The following is a 21,810-nucleotide window of genomic DNA, read 5'->3' on the forward strand; positions in this document are numbered from 1 at the left end:
ACATGACCACCATCCGCATGAACGCCACGCAGCTCTGGGTCCACGACCAGGACGAGGCGCTGCGCTTCTACACCGAGAAGGTCGGCCTCGAGCTGAAGGAGGACGTGACCGTCGCCGAGATGGGGAACTTCCGCTGGCTGACCGTCGGCGCCCCCGGCCAGGACGCGTCGATCGTCCTGATGGCGATCCCGGGCGCCCCGATGTTCGACGACGCCACCCAGGGCGAGATCCGCGCCCTGATGGGGAAGGGCTACGCGGGGACCGTGTTCTTCTCCACCGACGACTGCCGCGCCCGCCACGCCGAGATGGCCGCGCTGGGCGTCGAGTTCACCCAGGAGCCGACCGAGACCCCGTACGGCATCGACTGCGGCTTCCGCGACCCGTCGGGCAACCACCTGCGGATGGTCGAGCCGCCCGCCGGGGCCTGACCACTCGCGGCGGACCGGCCCGGGCGGTTTGCCATGCTGAGCGCATGGAGCTCGGCATCTACACGTTCGCGGAGCTGGGGACCGACCCCCGCACCGGCCGCACCGCCACCCCGCAGCAGCGGATGGCGCAGCTGCTTCAGGAGATCGAGCTCGCCGACCAGGTCGGCCTCGACGTGTTCGGGATCGGGGAGCACCACCGGCCCGACTACCTCGTCTCCGCGCCCGCGGTCGTGCTGGGGGCGGCCGCCGCGCGCACGTCCCGGATCCGGCTGAGCAGCGCCGTCACGGTCCTCAGCTCCGCCGATCCGGTCCGCGTCTTCCAGGACTTCTCCACGGTCGACCTCCTCTCCGGCGGCCGCGCGGAGATCATGGCCGGCCGCGGCTCGTTCATCGAGTCGTTCCCGCTGTTCGGCCAGGACCTCGACGACTACGACGCGCTCTTCGCCGAGCACCTCGACCTGCTGCTCACCCTCCGCGAGCAGGAGGTCGTGACCTGGCCGGCCGGGGAGGGCACGTCCCGGCACCGGGCCCCGATCGACCACCGCGGCGTGTACCCCCGGCCGGTCCAGGACCCGATCCCCCTGTGGGTCGCGGTCGGCGGCACGCCGCAGTCCGCGGTGCGCGCCGGCGCGCTGGGCCTGCCGCTGGCGCTCGCGATCATCGGCGGCCAGCCGGAGCGGTTCGCGCCGTTCGCGCAGCTGCACCGCCAGGCGGGGGAGGGCGCCGGGCACGGCCGCCTGCCGATGAGCATCAACTGCCACGGCTTCGTCGCCGAGACCTCCCAGGCCGCGCGCGACATCGCGTTCCCGCCGTTCGCGCAGATGATGAACCGCATCGGCGCGGAGCGCGGCTGGCCGCCGCTGCGCCGCCACGACTTCGACGCCAGCACCGGGCTGCGCGGCGCGAACATGGTCGGCAGCCCGCAGGAGGTCGTCGAGAAGATCCTCTTCCAGCACGAGGTCTTCGGCCACGACCGCACGCTCGTGCAGTTCAGCGTCGGCCCGATGGAGCACGCCGACCTGCTGCGCAGCATCGAGCTGTTCGGCACCGAGGTCGCGCCCGCGGTCCGCAGCGCGCTGGCGACGACCGCCGTCGCCTGAGCGCCCCGGGTACGCTCCGCCGCATGAGGAGGAGCACAATCCGGGCGATCGCGGCCGTGGCCGCCGCGCTGCCCGCCCTGGCACCCGCCGGGGCGCAGGCGCGCGACCAGGCGGTCCGCAGCTTCGACGGCACGACGCTGTCGACGTCGTTCTTCCCCGCCGCGGGCCTGAAGCCGGGCGAGCGCGCGCCGACCGTCCTGCAGACCCACGGCTGGGGACTCACGCGCACCACGAACCCCGACGCCACGTCCAACGAGGACGTCGGCTCGGTCGGCGTCGGCGTGCTGCGCCGCGCCGGCTACAACGTCCTGACCTGGGACAGCCGCGGCTTCGGCCAGTCCGGCGGGACCGTCACCGTCGACGCCCCCGAGTTCGAGGGACGCGACGTCATGGCGCTCGTCGACTGGGTCGCGCAGCAGCCCGAGGCGCTGCTGGACGGCGACGGCGACCCGCGCGTCGGCATGCAGGGCCCGTCCTACGCGGGCGGGATCGAGCTCGTCGCCGCCGGCCTCGACCCGCGGATCGACGTCATCGCCCCCGACATCGCCTGGCACTCGCTCACCACCGCCCTCAACCGCGACGGGCTCGCGAAGTTCGGCTGGGGCGCGGCGCTGCTGGCGGTCGGCACGCCGACCTCGCTCGGCCTGGGCCTGTTCAGCCCCTACGGTCCGGAGACCGGGACGCTCGCCCCGCAGCTCATCCGCGCGGCGGTGGACGGTGCCGCCACCGGTCGCTTCTCGCCCGAGGTCGACGCGTTCCTCGAGTCCCGCGGCCCGAAGGACCTCGTGCGCCGCATCCGCGTCCCGACGCTGCTGACCCAGGGCACCGCGGACACGCTGTTCACGCCGTCGGAGGCGATGCGCAACTACGAGATCCTCCGCGACGCGCGCGTGCCGGTGAAGATGGTCTGGTTCTGCGGCGGTCACGGCGTCTGCCTGACCGGCAACGTGCCGAGCGTCGAGCGTGCGGTCCTGCCGTGGCTGGCGCGCTGGCTGCGGCGCGACGCGAGCGTGGACACGGGTCCCCGGTTCGAGTGGGTCGCCGACGACGGACAGCGGCGCAGCGCCGCGGACTTCCCGCTCGCCGCCGGGCCCCCGCTCGCCGCCGAGGGCGCGGGCACGGTGGCGATCACCCCGGTCGAGACGCTCAACGGCCTCGTCGTCGTCGCGCGCCCGGGACTGCAGGGCGTGCGCGTGCCGATCCCCGCGGTCCGCGAGGAGACGGACGTCGTCGGCGAGCCCGAGGTCACCGTCACCTACCGGGCGACCGGCCTCGGCACCGACGATCACGTCTTCGGCCAGCTGGTCGACGAGGTCCGCGGCGTCGTGGTGGGCAACCAGTCGACGCCGATCCCGGTGCTGCTCGACGGACAGGAGCACACGGTCACGCGGCGGCTCGAGGGCGTCGCGATGCGCGTCACCCCGGGGAGCCGCTACCGCTTCGAGCTCGTCGGCGGGTCGAACCTCTACGGGATCACGCGCGGGACCGCGGTCGTGTCCGTGTCGCGGGCGCGCGTGACGCTCCCGACCGGTGACGCGGCCGCGACCGTCGACCGTGACGCGCTCGGCCTGCCGCCCGCCACGCGCTGCGTCAGCCGCCGGCAGTTCACGATCCGCCTGAGCGCCCCGCGCGGTCAGCGGCTGCGCAGCGCCACGGTCTTCGTCGGGACCAGGCGGGTCCGGGTCGTGCGCGGCCGCCGGCTGACCGCGCGGATCGACCTGCGCGGCCTGCCGAAGGGCACCGTGCGCGTGAAGATCGTCGCCCGCACGACCGCGGGGCGGACCGTCGAGCAGGTCCGCCGCTACCGCACCTGCGCGCCGCGGCGCTGAGCGGCACGCGGTCCCCCCGAGCGCTCCAGCGCGGCCGCGAGCATCGGGCCGGTGGCGGGCTTGGCGACGAAGTCGTCCATGCCGGCGGCGAGGCACGCGCGCCGGTCCGACTCGAACGCGGCCGCGCTGAAGCCGATGACGTACGGGCGCGGCGCGAGCTCGCGCCGGCGCAGCTCGCGCGTGGCGGCGAGGCCGTCGAGCTCCGGCATGTGGAGGTCCATGAAGATCACGTCGTAGGACTGGCGGTCGCACGCCTCGAGCGCCTCGCGGCCGTCGCCCGCCACGTCGGCGCGATAGCCCAGCCGCTCCAGCAGCCGCACCACGACGAGCTGGTTGGTGCGGCTGTCCTCGACGAGGAGGATCCGGCGGGGCAGGCGGGCCGCCATGCCCGCGTCCATCCACGGCCGGTCCGGTTCGACGGACGGCGGGGGCGCGGTGCCCGCGCAGAGCGGCAGCTCGAGCACGAACGTCGAGCCGACGCCCACCGTGCTCGTCCCCTGGAGGGTCCCGCCCATCAGCCGGGCGAGCTCGCGGCTGATCGTCAGGCCCAGGCCGGTCCCGCCGTGGTGCCGGGCACTGGCGGCGTCGGCCTGGGTGAACGGCTCGAAGACGTCGGCGAGGCGCTCGGGCGCGATCCCGACGCCGGTGTCCCGGACCACGAACCGCAGCTGCGTGGCGCCGTCGGGGCGGGGCCCCGGCTCGACCCGCACCTCCACCTCGCCCTGGTCGGTGAAGCGGACGGCGTTGGCGACGAGGTTCATGAGGATCTGCCGCAGCCGCGCGCCGTCGGCGACCACGACCGGGGGCAGGGCCGGGTCGACCGTGGCGTGGAGCGCGATCCCGCGGCGGTCGGCGGCGACGCGCAGCACGTCCACGACCCCTTCCACGACGTCGGCGAGCGGCACGTCGGCGGTCCCGAGCACGACCTCGCCCGCGTCGATCCGCGAGAAGTCCAGGACGTCGTTGACGAGCGTGAGCAGGTGATCGCCCGAGGCGCGGATGATCCGGGCGTGCTCGGCGGAGCGGGCGTCGAGGTCCGCGTCCTCGAGCAGGCCGCCGAGACCGATGATCGCGTTGAGCGGGGTGCGGATCTCGTGGCTCATGTGGGCCAGGAACTCCGCGCGCGCCCGGCCCCGCGCCTCGGCGACGCCGCGGGCCCGGGCCTCGCGGGCGTGCTCGTCGCGCAGCGCCCGCTCGCGGGCCAGGAGGCCGCGAAGCTCCTCGATCGTGCCCTGGAGACGGCGACGGAACTGCACGAGCAGCACCGCGATGATCGCGCCCATCGCGGCGGCGCCGGCGAGCTCGGCGCCGTCGAGCAGCCACAGCGGCGCGCCGCCGACCGCCTCCGGCGGCGGGACCGGCCGCCACAGCTGCCGCGAGACGACGATCGCGACGACGCCCGCCCCCGCCCCGGCGAGGACGAGCATCAGGCGCCGGTCCGAGAGGTGCTGCAGCGCGATCGTCGCCACCACGACGCAGCCGAGCACGGTGACGACGGCGCTCCCGGGCAGCAGGACGGCGAGCATCATCGCCCCGCCGAGGAAGACGACGACCGTGACGGTCGCCCCGTCCTCGATCCGTCCGTTGCGCAGGAGCCGCTGCGCGACCGCGGCGAGCGCGCCGAGCAGGATCAGGCCGACACCGACGAGCCGAGCGTCCGCGACCTCGCCGGTGACCCCCTGGACCACGAACACGGTGCCGAACGTGACGGAGGCGATCGCGACGACGAGCATCGTCCGGGCGAGCGGCATCCGCGATGCCTCACGCACGCGCTGCAGGGGGTCGTCGGTGGCGGCCCCGACGGAGGCCGGCGGGCGGCGCATCCGACGATTATGCGACGTGCTGTCGCGGTCAGCCAGTCGTCCGCGCCGATCCGCGCAGGATCGTGCGCGCCGAGAGCGCGGGATCGTCGAGCATCGGCAGGTGGCTGCAGCCCGGGAGGGTGATCGACACCGCGCGGGGGACGAGCGCGCGGGCCGGCGGCGTCACGAGCCGGTCGAGCTCCCCCCAGGCGAGCAGCACCGGGACGCGGATCCGCTCGCCGCCGGTGAAGTGGCCGCTGCGCATCGCGCGGTTCGTGGCCGCGAACGCGGGCGCGCTCGCGTAGGCGCTGGCGACCCGCAGGGCGTCCTGCGGGGAGACGTCCCCGGGGCGGGCGACGATCCCCAGCAATGCGGCCCGCCGGCCGAGCCCGGTGCGCATGAGCGCCGGCAGCGCCGGCCGCAGCGTCCGCGCGACCCGGTGCATGACGAACGGCTTGGGCGGCAGCGGTCGCTCCCACAGCGCCGGGCAGAGCCCGGTGACCGAGGCCACCACGTCGCGCCGGGCGAGCTCGAGCGCGATCCAGCCGCCCAGCGAGTTGCCGGCGACGTGGGGTCGCTCGAGGCCGATCTCGCCCAGGAAGCGGGCGAGCTGCTCGGCGATGGCGGCCGGGGTCGGCACGACGTCCTGCGCCAGCGGCGCCGACGCGCCGAACCCGGGCAGGTCGACGGTCACCACCTCGCGCTCGGCGCGGAGGTGCTCGACGACCCCGTCCCAGACCTGCCGCTCCCCGCCGAGGCCGTGCAGCAGGACGACCGGCGGGCCGGTGCCCGTCCGGTCGTACGCGATGCCGGTGGCGCTCACGCCACGTGGCGGGTGTGCGGTCCGTCGTCGGCGAGGTGCAGCGTCGTCACCGGCGCGCTCGTCGGCTGGTCGGGCAGCCCGGGGAGGAGCGCCTCGCCACGGAACCGCGGGCCCGCGAGCAGGATCTGGACGTCCTGGATCCGGCGCTCGGCGAAGCCGCCCTCGCAGTAGGCGAGGTAGAGCGACCAGATGCGACGGAACTGCTTGTCGTAGCGCTGCTCGTCCAGGGCGCCCGCGGCGGCGGCCTGCTCGAAGCGCTCGCGCCACGCGGCGAGCGTCGTGACGTAGTGCGGCGTGATGTCCTCGAGCTGCACGTTGCGCAGCGCGGTGAACGACCCGACGCAGCGCTGGATCTCGCGCACGGACGGCAGGCAGCCGCCGGGGAAGATCAGCTGGTTGATGAAGCTCTTCGTGGCCTTCTCGACGTCGTAGGCGCGGTCGTCGATCGTGATCGCCTGCAGGAGCATCAGGCCGTCGTCGGCGAGCCGCTCGCCGCAGACGCGGAAGAACGTCGGGAAGTCGCGCCAGCCGACCGCCTCGATCATCTCGATCGACACGAGCTTCGAGTACGTGCCGGTGAGGTTGCGGTAGTCCTCCAGCAGGACGGTGATGCGGTCCTGCAGGCCGGCGGCGCGGACGCGCTCGACGGCCAGCGCGTGCTGCTCGCGCGAGATCGTCGTGGTGGTGACGCGGCAGCCGCTGCGGCGCGCGGCGTGGATGGCGAGACCGCCCCAGCCCGTGCCGATCTCCAGCAGATGGTCGTCGGGACCGAGCTCGAGCTTGTCGCAGATGCGGTCGAGCTTGCACAGCTGCGCCTCGTGCAGGGTCGCCTCGGGCGTCGGGTAGATCGCCGACGAGTACATCATCGTCTCGTCGAGCATCAGCCCGTAGAGGTCGTTGCCGAGGTCGTAGTGCGCGCTGATCTGCTCCTTGGAGCGGTCGATCGTGTTGCGTCGCGCGGTGGCGACCGCGCCCTGGACGGGGGCGAGCACGGGACGCAGGCGACGCCGGTACGCGTCGCCGCGGTGGATGTTGCGCGCCGCGATCCGCACGATCCCGACGAGGTCGTCGGCGTCCCACCAGCCGTCGCGGTAGCTCTCCGCGAGCCCGAGGCTGCCCTTCAGCAGGGCGCGGTACGCGCGCTCGTCGTGGATCGTGACCGTCGCGCGCAGCGGCGTGCCGGTCCCGTCCTTCCAGGCGTCCCCGACGGTCGTCGAGCCGTGCGCGTCGACGAGCGTGAGCTCCCCGTCGCGGATCCAGTGCTTGAGGAGACCGTGCAGGACGGTCCGGGTCTTCGATGCGCGCATGTCCTTCACCGGGTGGGGGTGGTAGGGGGCGCCCTTGAGCTTGAGCCGCAGGGCGTTGGAGTAGATCAGCGCGCCCGTGCGGGCGCTCTGGAGGGGGAAGCGGGCGAGCAGCCGTGCCAGCGCGGCGCCGGACAGCTCCTCGCGGCGGAGGTTGAGCGTCGCGTCGAACGCGCTCTCCCCGTCGCTGGCGATGTGGATGCTCCAGGTCGGGCCGGGCCGCGTGAGCCGGAACCGGTAGCGCTGGGCCATGCCCATCAGCGGCGAGACGTGGAAGACCTTCTCGAACGCGAGGTCCTGCACGCGCGCGTCCGGGTCGCAGGCGGCGACGTAGGCGTGGCGCTCGTTCCACGGCGTGTTCTCGACGTCGGCGACGATCGCGACCGGGGCGTCGTCGTCCTTCGGGGAGAAGCAGAGGTAGAAGCTGACGGGGTTGAACGCGCGGCCGAACGTCCGCGGCGTCGTGAGCACGCCGATGCGGCCGGTGGGCCGGGTGCCGAGCCGCTCCTGCACGAGATCGCGCACGGCGACGTCGAGCGGCACCGCCGGGTCGCCCAGCAGGTCCGCGCGCGAGACGCCGCCGGGTGTGCGGGGCCGGCGCGCCGACCACAGCGGGGCGTGCGCGAACAGCTCGTCGGCCTCCTCGAGGTCGATCCAGAGCATGCCGACGTCGTAGGTGAACGCGTGCGCGATCGGCGTCGTGCGGCGGTGGCGGACGGTGCCGCGGTAGATGGCGGAGCGCCGCGTCACGCGGGCGAACCGACCTGGCTGCGGCCCACGCCCGGCAGTGCCTGCAGCGCGCTGAAGACGCCGTCCTCGTGGAACCCCCAGCGCCAGTACGCCCCGCAGAAGTGGGTCCGGCGCACGCCGCTGATCTCCCCGTGACGGGCCTGGGCGGCGACGCCCTCCGGGGTGAAGACCGGGTGCGCGTACTGGATGACCTCGACGATCTTCGCCGGGTCGATGCGGTCGGTGAGGTTCAGCGTCACGCAGAAGTCGTGCGGCGCGTCGAGGCCCATCAGGTGGTTCATGCCGTACGTCACGGTCGTGCGGGCCTGGGGCTCGTCGAGCAGGTGGAAGTTCCACGCCTGGCGGGCGGCGTGGCGGCGGGGGAGCATCCGCGTGTCGGTGTGCAGCACCGCCTCGTTGGGCTGGTAGGGGAAGCAGGCGAGCAGCTCGCGCTCCAGCGGCGTCGCGTCGTCCCCGAGGATCGCGAGCGCCTGGTCGGCGTGGCAGGCGAGGATGACCTCGTCGAACCGCTCGGGCTCGCCGCCCACGGGGGTGACCTCGACGTGGGTGTCGAACCGCCGGACGCTCGCGACCGGGGTCGAGGTGCGGACCGGGCGCTCGAGCCGCGCGGTGATGGCCCGCACGTAGGTCTGCGAGCCCCCGGCGATCGTCATCCACGTCGGCCGGTCGCGGAAGCTCAGCATCCCGTGGTTGGCGAAGAACTGCGCCATGAACCGGATCGGGAACGCGTCGAGCTGGTCGGGCTCGGCGGACCACACGGCGCTCGCCTGCGGGACGATCAGCCGGTCGCGGAAGAAGTCCGAGTAGCCGCCCGCGCGCAGGAAGGCGAGCAGCGACAGGTCGCCGCGCAGGTCGGTGGGGTCGGCGACGATCGCCGCGAGCTCCTTGTTGAAGCGCAGCAGGTCGCGGATCATCCGCAGGAACGCCGGGCGCACCGCGTTGCGCGGCTGGCAGAACAGGCCCTTCGGGGTGCCCGCGTACTCGAAGTCCTCGCCCTCGGCGGTGACGCTGAAGCCCATGTGCGTCTCGCGGCGGGCGACGCCGAGCTCGTCCATCATCGCGAGGAAGTTCGGGTAGGTGCGGTCGTTGCAGACGATGAAGCCCGTGTCGATGTCCCACGCGCCCGCGTCGGTCTCGACGTGCACGGTGTTCGTGTGGCCGCCGACGTAGGGGCCGGCCTCGAACAGCGTGAGGCCGTGCTCCGCGTGGAGGTGGTGGGCGGCCGTGAGGCCGGAGATGCCGGTGCCGATGATCGCGATGTGCATGCGCTACGGGATCTTCGCGCGAACCGCGGCGGCGGATCAGTTCGCCGCCCCGGCGCCGACGGTCCTCGTGTGATCTCCGTCACACTCGGTGTGACGGACCTGTAACCTGCCTGCTGTCAGGGGGTTTCTCCCGACGAGCGACGCGCCCCGGGGGGCTGGGGCGTGAACGCGAAGGACTGGATCGGTCGGGGGACCAGCATCCGGGCCGCCACCCACCAAGGGGTGGTTCGACTGCACGCACCCGCCCGATCCCGAGAGTCCAGAACATGCACCGAGCGCTGACGGTGGCCCTGACGGCCGCCGCCCTGATCATCGTGCCGGCCGAGTCGTCCGGCGCCCCGATGGACCCCGGCGCCGGCGGCGTCTCCGCCGACGCCCCGGCCGCCACCGCGACCCCCGAGGGCTCGAGCGAGCTCGTCGCCGCGATCGCTGCGCGCCGCGTCCTGCTCGCCGGCCCGCGGCCGCAGACCCTCACCTTCACGGTGCCGGGCAGCGGCACCGCCGCCGTCGTCGTGGAGCTGTACCGCTCCGGGGCCGTCGCGCCCGTCGAGCGCTGGGAGCTGCGCGACGTCACCCGCGGCGAGGAGCAGCGGCTGCGCTGGGACGGCGGCGCCGAGGACGGCCGCGGCGAGAAGGACGGGCGCTACCGCTTCCGCATCGGCGTCGACGGGGCCGCCCCCGCACCGGTCGCCGAGTCGTTCGAGTACCTGCGCGCGTACTTCCCGGTCCGTGGCCCGCACGTCTACGGGGACGGTCCCGGGGCTGGTCGCGGCCATCAGGGGCAGGACATCCTCGCCGACTGCGGCACGCCGCTCCTGGCCGCCCGCGGCGGCACCGTCGAGCGGGCCGGCTACGACGGCGGCGGCGGGAACTACGTCGTGATCGACGTCGTCGGCTCGCCGAGCGACATGGTCTACATGCACCTGCAGCAGCCCTCGCCGCTGAAGGCCGGCGACGACGTGCACACCGGGCAGCGGATCGGCGACGTCGGCACGACCGGCCGCTCGACCGCCTGCCACCTGCACTTCGAGCTGTGGAGCGGTCCCGGCTACTTCACCGGCGGGCGGCCGATCGACCCGTCCCGGCAGCTGCGGCTGTGGGACGAGCAGAGCGGCGGCAACCGCGACGTGACCGCCGCCAAGCGCCGCTGAGCACCCCTTCCGGGGGCGCCGCCCCCTACCCTGTGGCGCGTGAGAACCCCTCGTAGGACGGTCCGGGCGTGAGCGCCGGACTCGCCGCACTGCTCGACGACGTCGCCGCGATCGCGCGCGTCGCCGCCGCGTCGATCGACGACGTCGCCGCCGGCGCCAGCCGCGCGAGCGTGAAGGCTGCCGGCGTCATCGTCGACGACGCCGCCGTGACGCCCCGCTACGTGCAGGGCTTCGCGCCCGAGCGCGAGCTGCCGATGATCCGGCGCATCGCGCAGGGGTCGCTGCGCAACAAGCTCCTGTTCATCCTGCCCGCGGCGCTGCTGCTGAGCGAGTTCCTGGACTGGCTGCTGACCCCGCTGCTGATGGTCGGCGGCGCCTACCTGTGCTTCGAGGGCGCTGAGAAGATCTGGGAGAAGATCGGTCCCGGCCACCACGGGGAGGCGGCCGCCCCGGTCACCGAGCTCGGACCCGACCAGGAGGAGGAGCTCGTGGGCGGCGCGATCCGCACGGACTTCATCCTCTCGGCCGAGATCATGGTGATCTCGCTCAACGAGGTCACCGACGAGCCGTTCCTCACGCGCGCGATGATCCTCGTCCTCGTCGCCTTCGCGATCACCGCGCTGGTCTACGGGGCGGTCGCCCTGATCGTGAAGATGGACGACATCGGGCTGCGGCTCGTCCAGACCCGCGAGGGCTTCGCCGCCCGGTTCGGCCGCGGCCTCGTGCGCGGGATGCCGATCGTCATGGGCGTGCTGTCCACGGTCGGCATCGCGGCGATGCTGTGGGTCGGCGGCCACATCCTGCTCGTCGGCCTCGACGACCTCGGCGTGCACGCGCTCTACGACGCCGTGCACCACCTCGAGGAGGACGTCCACGACGCGCTCGGGGCGGTCGGCGGCGTCGGGGCCTGGCTGACGAACACCGGCGCGTCGGCGCTGCTGGGCGTCGTCGTCGGCGCGGTGATCGTGGCGATCATGCACCGGGTGCGTCCCGGGCACGCCCACTGAGGGCGCGCCCGGAGCGGGCCGGTCCTAGGTGAGGGACCGGCCGACGATCTCCTTCATGATCTCGTTGCTGCCCGCGTAGATCCGCGACACGCGCGCGTCCGCGTAGAGGCGGGCGATCGGGTACTCGAGCATGTAGCCGTAGCCGCCGAAGAGCTGCAGGCACTTGTCGATGACGCGGCCCTGCACCTCGGTGGCGAAGAGCTTCAGCGACGCGGCGCGCTCGACCGTCAGCGTGCCGTTCACGAGCTCCATCGTGCACTGGTCCAGGAACGCCTGCGCGGCGTCGACCTCGGTCTTGCACTCGGCGAGCACGAAGCGGGTGTTCTGGAACTTCGAGATCGACTCGCCGAAGGCGGTGCGCTCCTTGACGTAGTCGACCGCCATCTGCAGTGCCGCGGCGGCGGTCGCGACGCCGACGACGGCGACGCTCAGGCGCTCCTGCGCCAGGTTGTGGACCATCTGGCCGAAGCCGACGCCCTCGGCGACGAGCAGGTTCTCGACCGGCACGCGCGCGTCGTTGAAGAACAACTCGGCGGTGTCCTGGGAGTGCATGCCGACCTTCTCGAGGTTGCGGCCGCGCTCGAAGCCGGGCGTGTCGGCCTCGATGACGAGCATCGAGATGCCCTTGTGGCGCTCGTTGGGGTCGGTCTTCACCGCGGTGACGATGAGGTCCGCGTTGATGCCGTTGGTGATGAACGTCTTGGCGCCGTTGACGATGTAGTGGTCGCCGTCGCGGACCGCCTTCGTCTTGATGCCGGCGAGGTCGGAGCCCGCGCCCGGCTCGGTCATCGCGATCGCGGTGATCTTCGTGCCGTCGGCGATCCCCGGGAGCCAGCGCTCCTTCTGCTCGTCGTTGCAGTACTCGAGGAAGTAGGGGAGGCAGACGTCGTTGTGGAGCGTCAGGCCGACCGCGACGCCGCCGAGCGCCTGCCGGCAGATCTCCTCGCCGAGGATGACGTTGAAGCGGAAGTCGTCGACGCCGGCGCCGCCGAACTCCTCCGGGATCTGGGTCCCGATGAAGCCGTTCGCGCCCGCCGCGGCGAACACGTCGCGCGGGACGATCCCGTCCTTCTCCCACTGCTCGAAGTGGGGCGCGACCTCGTTGGTGAGCCAGCGGCGGACGCTCTCGCGGAAGTCCTCGTGCTCGTCCTCGAAGATCGCGCGGCGGCTGCTGGCGGGCTGCTCGACAGTGCTCATGGCCTGGACGGTAGCGCTCCGCGACGGCCTCGGACAGGCCGTTCGACTGAACGTCGTCGTTCGATTGGTGACGCACCCGACCGCTGTCCGGGGTATCGTGCGCGCCGCAGCACACGACGGGGTCATCGCACAGCGTCGCCAGCGGCGTGGGAGCCCGAGTGGAGAGCACACAGATCGAGCAGCAGGGAGGAGGGGGAATCGGCGCCGTCGGTCGCGCCGCGATCGCCGCTGCCCTCGCGCTCGTGGCGCTGCTCGCCGTGCTGGTGCTGACCGGGGACGAGCCCTACACGGTCAAGGCCCGCTTCCAGGCCGCCACCCAGATGGTCGAGGGCAACCTCGTCCAGAGCGGCGGCCGCAAGGTCGGGCTCGTCAAGCAGATCGAGCTCACCGACGACGGCCAGGCCGAGCTGACGCTCGAGCTCGACGACGACGTGGCGCCCCTGCGCGAGGGCACACGCGCCACGTTGCGGCTCGCGTCGCTGTCGAGCATCGTCGGCCGCTACGTCGACCTGCAGATCCCGGAGGAGACACCCGGCTCCCCGCGCGCCACGATCGCCGACGGCGGCGTCCTGCCGACCGCCAGCACGACCTCCGCGGTCGACATCGACCAGCTCTTCTCGCTGTTCGACGACAAGACCAAGCGCGGGCTGCGCGACTTCATCCGCGGCAACGGCACGCTCTACGCGGGCCGCGAGGCGCAGGCCCGGGCGGGCTTCCAGTACCTCAACCCGACGCTCATCGCCTCCCAGCGCCTGTTCGCCGAGGTCAACCGCGACACGCCGCTGCTGCAGCGCTTCCTGCTCGCCAACGCGCGGCTCGTCACCGACATCGCCGAGCGCTCCGCGGACCTCAGCGCGCTGATCGACGGCCTCGCCGACACGACGGGCGCGATCGCGACCGAGGAGGACGACCTCTCGCGCGCCATCGCGCGCCTGCCCGACTTCATGCGGCGCAGCAACACGACGTTCGTGAACCTGCGCTCCGCGCTCGACGACGTCGAGCCGCTGCTCGAGGAGTCCCGGCCGGTCACCCCGAAGCTGCGGCGCGTGCTCGCGCAGCTGCGGCCGCTCGCGCAGACCGCGCGTCCGGTCGTGCGCGACCTGTCGAGGACGATCCGCCGGGACGGCAAGGACAACGACCTCATCGAGCTCGGCCGCGCCGTGCTGCCGTTCCGCGACCAGGTCGTCGCGACGAAGGTCCGCAACGGCCAGGAGCGCCCGGGCACGTTCCCGACGACCGCGAAGTCGCTCGCCGGCTCGCGCGAGCACCTCGCCTTCCTGCGCCCCTACGCGGTCGACCTCACCGGCTGGTTCGACGACTTCAGCCACTCCGGCGTCTACGACGCCAACGGCTCGGTGAGCCGCAACGCCCTGACGGTCAACGCGTTCGCGCTCGCCGACGGGGTGCTGCAGCCGATCCCGCCGGCGCTGCGCGACGCGCTGTTCCAGACCACCGCCTCGGTCAGCCAGAACAACCGCTGCCCGGGCTCGGCCGAGCGTCCCGCCGCCGACGGCTCCAACCCGTACGTGCCCGAGGGCTTCGACTGCGACCGCACCCAGGTGCCCCCGGGACGATGAAGCGCGCGCTCCTCGGCCTCCTCGCGCTCGCGCTCGTGGCGACCTTCGCGGTCGTCGGCACCGGCGCGGGCGACGGCGACGGCAACCCGACCTACTGGGTCGAGCTCGACAACGCGTTCGGGCTGATCGAGGGCGCCGACGTGAAGGTCGCCGGGGTCCGCTCCGGCCAGATCAAGACGATGGAGATCACGCGCGACGACTACCGCGCCCGCGTCGAGATCGAGATCACGCAGGACGGATTCGGCGTGCTGCGCCGCAGCGCCGTGTGCGAGACCCGCCCGCAGTCGCTGATCGGCGAGTACTTCATCGACTGCCAGCCCGGCACCGCCGGACCCGAGCTGCCGCGCGGCGGCACGATCCCCGTCGCGCAGACGCGCTCGACCGTCCCGGTCGACCTCGTCAACGACATCTGGCGCCGCCCCTACCGCGAGCGCTTCTCGATCCTGCTCAGCGAGTTCGGCGCCGGGCTCGCGGCCCGCGGCGGCGACCTCAACGAGACGATCCGCCGCGCCGTGCCCGCGCTGCGCGAGACCGACCAGGTCCTCGCGAAGCTCGCCCAGCAGCGCCGCACGATCCGCGACCTCTACCGCGACGCCGACACGGTCGTCACCGCGCTGGCCGACAACCGCGACGACGTCGTGCGGTTCGTCCGCGAGGCGCGCGACACCGCGGCGGCGAGCGGGTCGCGCAGCGACGAGCTGCGCGAGCAGTTCCGCGCGCTCCCGACCTTCCTCGCCGAGCTCCAGCCGACGATGCGGCTGCTCGGCCGCGCCGCCGACCGGCAGGTGCCCGCGCTGCGGACCCTGTCCGCGCAGGCGCCGCGTCTGACCCGCTTCCTCGACGCCTTCGGCGACTTCTCGCAGGCGTCGCGGCCCTCGACCGCCTCGCTCGCGCAGGCCGCGCGCGCCGGCCGCACCGCGGTCGTCGCGCTGCGCCCGCAGGTCCGGCGCCTCAGCCGCGCGGTCACCGACCTGCCCGAGCTGGCGCAGAACCTCGCGATCACGCTCGAGCACCTCGACGACCCCGCCAACGCCGTCGAGGACGACGCCCGCAACCCGCGCGGCACCGGCGGCTACACCGGGCTCGAGGCGCTGCTGCGCTACATCTTCTTCCAGGGCCAGGCCACGAACGTCTTCGACGGCAACGGCCACATGCTCAAGGTCTCCGCCTTCGTCGACGCCTCGTGCGCGTTCTACTGGGACGCCGCCCGCGCCCGCACCGACAAGGCGCGCGAGCGCTGCTCGACCGCGCTCGGCCCGCGGGCCCCGGGCATCAACGAGCCCGACCCGACGGCGACCGGCACCACCCAGACGCGCGCGTCCGAGCGCGAGGACGACGCCCGTCCCGCGCAGCCGGCCGCCACCCCGACGCCGACCGCGCCCGCCCCGACGGCGACGCCGGCCCCGTCCGCGACGCCGCAGTCCGAGGGCCTCCTCGGCGACCTGCTCGACGGCCTGCTGCCCGACGGCGTGCTGCCGCCCAAGCTCCAGGACCAGCTCGACGGGCTCGGCGGCGCGCTGACCGGCAAGGGCCAGGGCCGCCCGCAGACGCAGAGCTCCGGCCTCCTCGACTACCTGCTGGGGGGCTGAGCGTGTCGCGCAACCGTCCCAGCGTCGTCGCCAACCCGGTCCTCGTCGGCGCCGTCACCGTCCTCATCGTCACGGTCGCGGTGTTCCTGGCGTACAACGCGAACTCCGGGCTGCCGTTCGTCCCGACCACCGAGCTGAAGGTGCGCGTCGCCAGTGGCGCGAACGTCCTGCCCGGCAACGACGTGCGCGAGGGCGGCTTCCGCGTCGGCATCGTGTCCGACATGGAGCCCGTCCGGCTGCCGGACGGCACCACCGGGGCCGAGATCACGCTGAAGCTCGACGACAAGGGCGACCCGCTGCCCGTCGACTCGACCGTCGACCTGCGCCCGCGCTCGGTGCTCGGCCTCAAGTACGTCGAGATCACGCGCGGCACCGCCACGCAGACGTTCCGCGACGGCGACACGCTCCCCGCCGACCAGGCGACCTTCCCGGTCGAGCTCGACGACTTCTACTCGATCTTCGACGAGCGGACGCGGACGTCCGTGCAGCGCAACGTCGAGGGCTTCGGCACCGCGCTCAGCGGCCGCGGCGTCGCCGTCAACGAGGCGATCGCCGACCTGCCGCGGTTCCTCGGCGCGCTCGAGCCGGTCATGACGGTGCTCTCCGACGAGGACACCCAGCTCGTCCGCTTCCTCAAGGAGCTCGGCGACGCCGCGCGCGTCGTCGCGCCGATCGCCGACCAGTACGCCAACCAGTTCACCGCCGGCGCGGACGTGTTCGAGGCCTGGTCGCGCGACCCCGAGAAGCTCCAGCAGACGATCGAGAAGTCCGGCCCGACGCTGCGCACCGGCATCGCGTCGCTCCGCACGCAGCGGCCGTTCCTGCGGGACTTCGCGGCCTTCAGCGGCTCCGTCGAGCGGGTCGCCCGCCAGCTGCCGCGCACGCTGCCCCGCATCACGCCCGCCCTGGAGACCGGTGCGCGCGTCCAGCGCCGCACCCCGGAGCTCAACCGCAACCTGCGCGGCGTCCTGCAGGCCGCGGACCGGCTCGCCCGCGACCCGGCGACGCCGGCGGCGATCCGTGGCGTCAACCGCACGGTCGACATCCTCAACCCGTTCGTGCGGTTCCTCGGCCCGCACATCACGGTCTGCAACTACTTCAACTACGCCTGGACCCACGTCAGCGAGCACCTGACCGAGCCCGACCCGACCGGCACGTCGCAGCGCACCCTGCTCAACCAGGCCTCGCGCACGGTCAACCCGCTCGCCTCGAGCGTCGGGACGCTCGGCGCCGCCCGGCCCGCCAACGGCGAGCCGACCCTCACCGGCTCGCCGATGAACCTGCACCTGACCCCCTACGGCGCGGCGATCGACGAGCAGGGCAACGCCGACTGCGAGTCCGGGCAGCGCGGCTACCACCAGCGCCTCAACGCGTACGGCCCCGCGGACCAGAACATCGTCGTCGACCCGCACATCCCCGGGAACTCCGGCCCGACCTTCACCGGCCGGCCGCGCGTGCCCGAGGGCCAGACCTTCTCGCGCTCGCCCCAGGTGGGCCCGAAGCTGCCGCCGGAGCTCCTGCCATGAGACGCGGCCAGAAGACCGCCGATCCGTTCCGCGTCGGGCTGCTCGTGCTCGTCCTCGCCGTCGTCGGCGTCTACTTCGGCTTCACGAAGGCCAACCCGCTCGCCGACCCGTTCGAGATGAAGGCCGCGTTCCGCGACGCCGCGGGCGTCAAGGCCAAGTCGCCGGTGCGCGTCGCCGGCGTCACCGTCGGCGAGGTCACGAAGGTCGAGAAGCCCGACCCCGGGTCGCCCGGCGTCGTCGTGACGATGAAGCTCCAGGACCGCGGCCTGCCCGTGCACCGCGACGCGCGCCTGAAGATCCGGCCGCGGATCTTCCTCGAGGGCAACGTCTTCATCGACATGACGCCCGGGTCGCCGACCGCGCCGGTCGTCGGGGACGGCGACACGATCCCGCTCACGCAGACCGCGGCGCCCGTCGGCCTCGGCAAGGTCCTCGAGTCGCTGCAGGCGAACACCCGCGAGGACCTGCAGACCGTGCTGCAGGAGTACGGCAGCGCGCTGCAGGACGGCGGCGCGGCGGGCTTCAACCGCTCGATCCAGTACTGGGAGCCCGCCTACCGCGACGGCGCGATCGTCGCCGACGCCACCCGCGGCATCCTCATCCACGACCTGTCGAACTACGTCGACCGCGCCGGCGTCGTCGCCCAGGCGCTCGACCGCGACCCGGCCGCGCTCAAGGGCCTGATCACGAACTTCTCGACGGTCGCGGGCGCCTTCCAGGCCGAGCAGGGCAACCTGCGCCGCGCCGTCGACGTCCTCGACGACACGCTGGAGACCGGCTACCGCGCGCTCGGGGAGCTCAACACCGCCCTGCCGCCGCTGCGCCGCTTGGCGCGCGAGCTGCGTCCGGCCGTCCGCGCCGCGGGCCCGTCGCTCGACGCGCAGCTGCCGCTGCTGCGCGAGCTGCGCGGCCTGCTGCGCTCCGCCGAGCTCGGCGGCCTCGCCCGCGACCTGCGCCGCGTCGTGCCCGACCTCGTCGAGCTGAACGTCGGCGGCGTCCCGCTGCAGGAGCAGGCGCGGCTGCTCTCCAGCTGCCAGATCCAGGTGATCCAGCCGACGGCCAACAGCAAGATCGAGGACAAGAACTTCCCGGCCAACGGCAAGGTCTTCCAGGAGGGCGTCAAGTGGCTCCCGGGCATCGCCGGGGAGAGCCGCGGCTTCGACGGCAACGGCCAGTACATCAAGACGACCGCCAAGGGCGGCGCGAACTTCGTGTACTCGATCGGGGCCGGCCGCTTCCTGCTCACCAGCGCCCCGCTCGGCGGCGTCAACCCGCCCGCGAAGACGAAGCACCCGCCGATGCGGCCGGACGTCCCCTGCGAGACGCAGGAGGCACCGAACGTGCAGTCGATCCCCGAGGGCCCGCCCGTCGGCCGCCGCGTGCGCACCTCCGGCGAGGCCTACGCCGAGCGCCTCGCGAAGTCCCAGGGCAGCGCGATCACGTGGCTGCGCCGCCAGCTGAAGATCGAGGGCCTCGAGAAGACCCTGAAGGTCGTGACCGAGCCGCTGACCAAGGCCGCCGCCGACCGTCTCGGGGCGCGCGCCACCGCCCAGCGGGCCGCCGACGCCCGCCGCATCCGGGAGGCGGGCGAGTGATCCGCGCGATCAAGAAGCGTCGCGGCGACCTGTTCGCCGTCATCGGCCTGTTCACCATCGCCGCGATCGTCGGCGGCTACATCCTCGAGAAGCAGCGGCTGCGGTTCCCGCTGATCGAGGAGAGCCCGTTCATCGTCAAGGCCGAGTTCGCGACCGCGCAGGCGGTCACGCCCGGCCAGGGGCAGACCGTCCGCGTCTCCGGCGTGCGGATCGGCGACATCTCCAAGGCGGAGCTCAAGGACGGCCGCGCCATCATCACGATGGAGCTCGACCGCAAGTACGACGACCTCGTCCGCGAGGACGCGAAGGCGCTGCTGCGGCCGAAGACCGGCCTGAAGGACATGTTCATCGAGCTCGACCCGGGCACGAAGGCCGCGCCGCTGGTGAAGGAGGGCTGGACCCTTCCGATCGCCTCGACGCTGCCGGACGTCAACCCGGACGAGTTCCTGCAGTCGCTGGACACCGACACGCGGGACTACCTGCGGCTGCTGCTGGACGGGGCGGGCAAGGGCCTGAAGGGCCGCGACGACGACCTGCGCGAGGTCCTGCGCCGGTTCGAGCCGACCAACCGCGACCTCGCCGCCGTCTCCACGGCGGTCGCGCAGCGGCGTACCGAGCTGCGCCGGCTCATCAACTCGCTGCAGCGGCTCACCACGAAGCTCGGCGAGGAGCCCGACGACCTCACCGAGCTCGTGCAGACCTCCAACCGCGTCTTCACCGCGCTGGCGGCCGAGCGCGACGGCGTCCAGGGCACCGTCCGCGAGCTGCCGGGCGCGCTGGAGGAGACCCGCGACGGGCTCGCGAAGGTCGAGCAGCTCGCGAAGGTCCTGCGGCCCGCCGCCGACGAGCTGCGCCCCGTGGCGCGCGCCCTGCGCCGCGCCAACGACCGGGTGCTGCCGTTCGCCCGCGAGGCGACGCCGCTGCTGCGCACCGACATCCGACCGTTCGTCCGCGAGGCCCGGCCGCTGGTGCGCGAGCTGCGCCCCGCCGCCGCCGATCTCGTCGCGGCCGAGCCGCAGCTGAAGCGCACGTTCACCGTGCTCAACCACCTCTTCAACATGCTCGGGTACAACCCGAACGGTCGCGAGCCCGCCGACAAGCGCGGCCGCGAGGAGGGCTACGCGTTCGCGCTGGCGTGGCTGGGCCACCAGTCGGTGAACCTCTTCAACAACGCGGACGCCAACGGCCCGATGCGCAGCATCACGATCGCGGGCACCTGCAACGTGCTCGAGTCCACGGTCGCGAGCGTGCCGGCCTCCGAGTTCCTGCTCGGCCTCACCGGCGTGCTCACCGACCCGGCGATCTGCGGTGGCGACGGGGCGGCCGCGCGCCGCGCGAAGGTCCGTCGCGACCTGCGCGCCAGCGAGCGCGCCGCCGAGCGCGCGACGAAGCTCGCGCAGACGGGGGAGGCCGGCTGATGGTCAAGCAGGCGCCCACCGTCGGCCGGCTGCTCACGATGGTGCTGTTCGCGCTGTCGTGCTTCGGCCTGCTGCTCTTCCTCTGGATCAGCTTCGGCGGCTCCACCCCGCTGAAGCCCGAGGGCTACCGCTTCAAGGTGGCACTGCCCGAGGCGACGCAGCTGGCCGTCGAGGCCGACGTGCGCGTCGCCGGCGTGCCGATCGGCAAGGTCCGCGCGAAGGAACGCGACCCCGAGGGCAACGCGACGCTCGCCACGATCGAGATCGACCCGCGGTACGCGCCGATCTCCAGCGACGCGCGCGTCACGCTGCGCCAGAAGACGCTGCTGGGCGAGACCTACGTCGCGATGACCACGGGCACCCGCGACGCCCCGAAGCTCGGGGAGGGCGAGATCCTGCGCCCGCGGCAGGTGCAGCCGACCGTCGAGCTCGACGAGATCCTCAACACGCTCGACCCGTTCACGCGGCAGGCGTTCCGCACCTGGCAGCGCTCCGCCGCCGGGTCGATCCGCGACCGCGGCGACGACCTCAACGACGCGCTCGGCAACCTGCCCGGGTTCGTCACGACCGGCGGCGACCTGCTCGAGGTCCTCGACGAGCAGCGCGCCGCGCTCGGTGGGCTCGTCCGCAACACCGGCCTCGTGTTCCAGGCGATCACCCGCCGCGAGAACCAGCTCGACCGCGTCATCCGCAACGGCAACACGGTCTTCACCGCGATCCAGCGCGAGCGCGAGGCGTTCGCCCGCACCTTCCAGGTCTTCCCGACGTTCCTCGACGAGTCCCGGCGCACGTTCCGCCGGCTCGACCGCTTCGCGCGCGTCGGCCAGCCCGTCGTCGCCGACCTGAAGGTCGCGATGGACGACCTCGCCCCGACGCTCGACGCGCTCGGCGACTTCGGACCCGACCTGCAGCGGCTGTTCACCGACCTCGACCCGCTGATCGACATCTCCCGCCGCTCGCTGCCCGCGACCGCGGAGGTGCTCGACGGCCTGCGGCCGGTGCTCGACGAGCTCGGCCCGTGGCTGGGCGAGCTGAACCCGACCCTCAACTGGGTCGCGCACAACGAGGCGACGCTCGCCGACATGTTCGGCAACCTCGGCGTGGCGACCGGGGCGAAGACCGTCTCGCAGGTGCCCGGCGCGCCCGGCCACTACCTGCGCCAGCTCGGCCCGCTCGGCGTCGAGACCGCCGCGATCCACACCAACCGCGTCAGCGGCAACCGCGGCAACGCGTACCACAACCCCGGGGTGCTGGCGGGCAAGGAGCTCGCCGACACCGGCGCCTACGCGTCGTGGGACTGCAACCACGTCGGCGAGCGGCCCGGCGGGGGTGTGCCCTCCGCGCCGGCGTGTCGCGCCGCGCAGCCGTACACGCGGGCGGGCACGCTGACCGCGCTGCCGCAGTTCCCCGCCGAGTCCTACGACCGCCCGTAGCGGGCGGTCACCCGCC

At 73.4% G+C, this 21,810-nt stretch carries 16 protein-coding genes; 11 read left to right on the plus strand and 5 right to left on the minus strand.

The annotated features are described in order from the left end of the window. Positions 1–2: 2 nt before the first annotated feature. Genes C7Y72_RS21875 through C7Y72_RS21885 form a run of 3 tightly spaced genes read left to right on the plus strand, consistent with a single transcriptional unit; the run spans position 3 to position 3,357 of the window. On the plus strand, positions 3–428 hold the full coding sequence (locus tag C7Y72_RS21875) for a VOC family protein (RefSeq protein WP_107571324.1): 426 nt from the start codon (positions 3–5) through the stop codon (positions 426–428). Positions 429–472: 44 nt separating this feature from the next. Then, on the plus strand, positions 473–1,528 hold the full coding sequence (locus C7Y72_RS21880) for an LLM class flavin-dependent oxidoreductase (RefSeq protein ID WP_107571325.1): 1,056 nt from the start codon (positions 473–475) through the stop codon (positions 1,526–1,528). A gap of 23 nt (positions 1,529–1,551) precedes the next feature. Then, positions 1,552–3,357: an alpha/beta hydrolase family protein gene (locus C7Y72_RS21885; RefSeq protein ID WP_107571326.1), complete on the plus strand. Its 1,806-nt coding sequence runs from the start codon at positions 1,552–1,554 to the stop codon at positions 3,355–3,357. Here C7Y72_RS21885 and C7Y72_RS21890 read toward each other — a convergent pair. From C7Y72_RS21890 to C7Y72_RS21905, 4 genes are read right to left on the minus strand one after another with little or no spacing between them, the layout of a single operon-like run. Continuing rightward, on the minus strand, positions 3,330–5,180 hold the full coding sequence (locus C7Y72_RS21890) for an ATP-binding protein (protein ID WP_107571327.1): 1,851 nt from the start codon (positions 5,178–5,180) through the stop codon (positions 3,330–3,332). The genes C7Y72_RS21885 and C7Y72_RS21890 overlap by 28 nt on opposite strands. 28 nt (positions 5,181–5,208) lie before the next feature. Further along, positions 5,209–5,982, minus strand: coding sequence for an alpha/beta fold hydrolase (locus C7Y72_RS21895; RefSeq protein WP_158276999.1), 774 nt, complete (start codon positions 5,980–5,982; stop codon positions 5,209–5,211). After that, positions 5,979–8,036, minus strand: a complete 2,058-nt coding sequence (locus C7Y72_RS21900; protein ID WP_158277000.1) for a DUF1365 family protein — start codon at positions 8,034–8,036, stop codon at positions 5,979–5,981. Before C7Y72_RS21900 ends, C7Y72_RS21895 begins: the two co-directional genes overlap by 4 nt. After that, positions 8,033–9,301: an NAD(P)/FAD-dependent oxidoreductase gene (locus C7Y72_RS21905; RefSeq protein ID WP_107571330.1), complete on the minus strand. Its 1,269-nt coding sequence runs from the start codon at positions 9,299–9,301 to the stop codon at positions 8,033–8,035. The genes C7Y72_RS21900 and C7Y72_RS21905 overlap by 4 nt, the downstream gene beginning before the upstream one ends. Before the next feature lie 266 nt (positions 9,302–9,567). On the opposite strand from C7Y72_RS21905, the gene C7Y72_RS21910 reads away from it, so the two are divergent. After that, the gene (locus C7Y72_RS21910; protein WP_107571331.1) at positions 9,568–10,452 is read left to right on the plus strand and encodes a M23 family metallopeptidase; all 885 of its coding nucleotides are present in this window, start codon (positions 9,568–9,570) and stop codon (positions 10,450–10,452) included. Positions 10,453–10,520: 68 nt separating this feature from the next. After that, positions 10,521–11,459 carry a DUF808 domain-containing protein gene (locus C7Y72_RS21915; RefSeq protein WP_107571332.1) on the plus strand — a complete coding sequence of 313 codons (939 nt, stop codon included), beginning with the start codon at positions 10,521–10,523 and terminating at the stop codon, positions 11,457–11,459. Between the two features lie 24 nt (positions 11,460–11,483). On the opposite strand, the gene C7Y72_RS21920 is transcribed toward C7Y72_RS21915, so the two are convergent. After that, positions 11,484–12,656, minus strand: a complete 1,173-nt coding sequence (locus C7Y72_RS21920) for an acyl-CoA dehydrogenase family protein (protein ID WP_107571333.1) — start codon at positions 12,654–12,656, stop codon at positions 11,484–11,486. 158 nt (positions 12,657–12,814) lie between these two features. Between C7Y72_RS21920 and C7Y72_RS21925 the strand changes: the two genes are divergently transcribed. The 6 genes from C7Y72_RS21925 to C7Y72_RS21950 are packed head-to-tail and all read left to right on the plus strand — an operon-like array spanning position 12,815 to position 21,794. Continuing rightward, the gene (locus tag C7Y72_RS21925) at positions 12,815–14,233 is read left to right on the plus strand and encodes an MlaD family protein (protein ID WP_107571334.1); all 1,419 of its coding nucleotides are present in this window, start codon (positions 12,815–12,817) and stop codon (positions 14,231–14,233) included. After that, positions 14,230–15,822: an MlaD family protein gene (locus C7Y72_RS21930; protein WP_107571335.1), complete on the plus strand. Its 1,593-nt coding sequence runs from the start codon at positions 14,230–14,232 to the stop codon at positions 15,820–15,822. The genes C7Y72_RS21925 and C7Y72_RS21930 overlap by 4 nt, the downstream gene beginning before the upstream one ends. Before the next feature lie 2 nt (positions 15,823–15,824). Beyond that, the gene (locus C7Y72_RS21935) at positions 15,825–17,348 is read left to right on the plus strand and encodes an MlaD family protein (RefSeq protein WP_158277001.1); all 1,524 of its coding nucleotides are present in this window, start codon (positions 15,825–15,827) and stop codon (positions 17,346–17,348) included. After that, the gene (locus C7Y72_RS21940; RefSeq protein ID WP_107571337.1) at positions 17,345–18,943 is read left to right on the plus strand and encodes an MlaD family protein; all 1,599 of its coding nucleotides are present in this window, start codon (positions 17,345–17,347) and stop codon (positions 18,941–18,943) included. Before C7Y72_RS21935 ends, C7Y72_RS21940 begins: the two co-directional genes overlap by 4 nt. Then, a complete protein-coding gene (locus tag C7Y72_RS21945) occupies positions 18,940–20,361 on the plus strand; it encodes an MlaD family protein (protein WP_146175495.1) in 1,422 nt (473 codons plus the stop codon). The genes C7Y72_RS21940 and C7Y72_RS21945 overlap by 4 nt, the downstream gene beginning before the upstream one ends. Further along, positions 20,361–21,794 carry an MlaD family protein gene (locus C7Y72_RS21950; protein WP_107571339.1) on the plus strand — a complete coding sequence of 478 codons (1,434 nt, stop codon included), beginning with the start codon at positions 20,361–20,363 and terminating at the stop codon, positions 21,792–21,794. Before C7Y72_RS21945 ends, C7Y72_RS21950 begins: the two co-directional genes overlap by 1 nt. Positions 21,795–21,810 lie beyond the last annotated feature (16 nt).

The sequence above is a fragment of the Paraconexibacter algicola genome (genome assembly GCF_003044185.1).
In the GTDB taxonomy this organism is placed as follows: Bacteria; Actinomycetota; Thermoleophilia; order Solirubrobacterales; family Solirubrobacteraceae; genus Paraconexibacter; species Paraconexibacter algicola.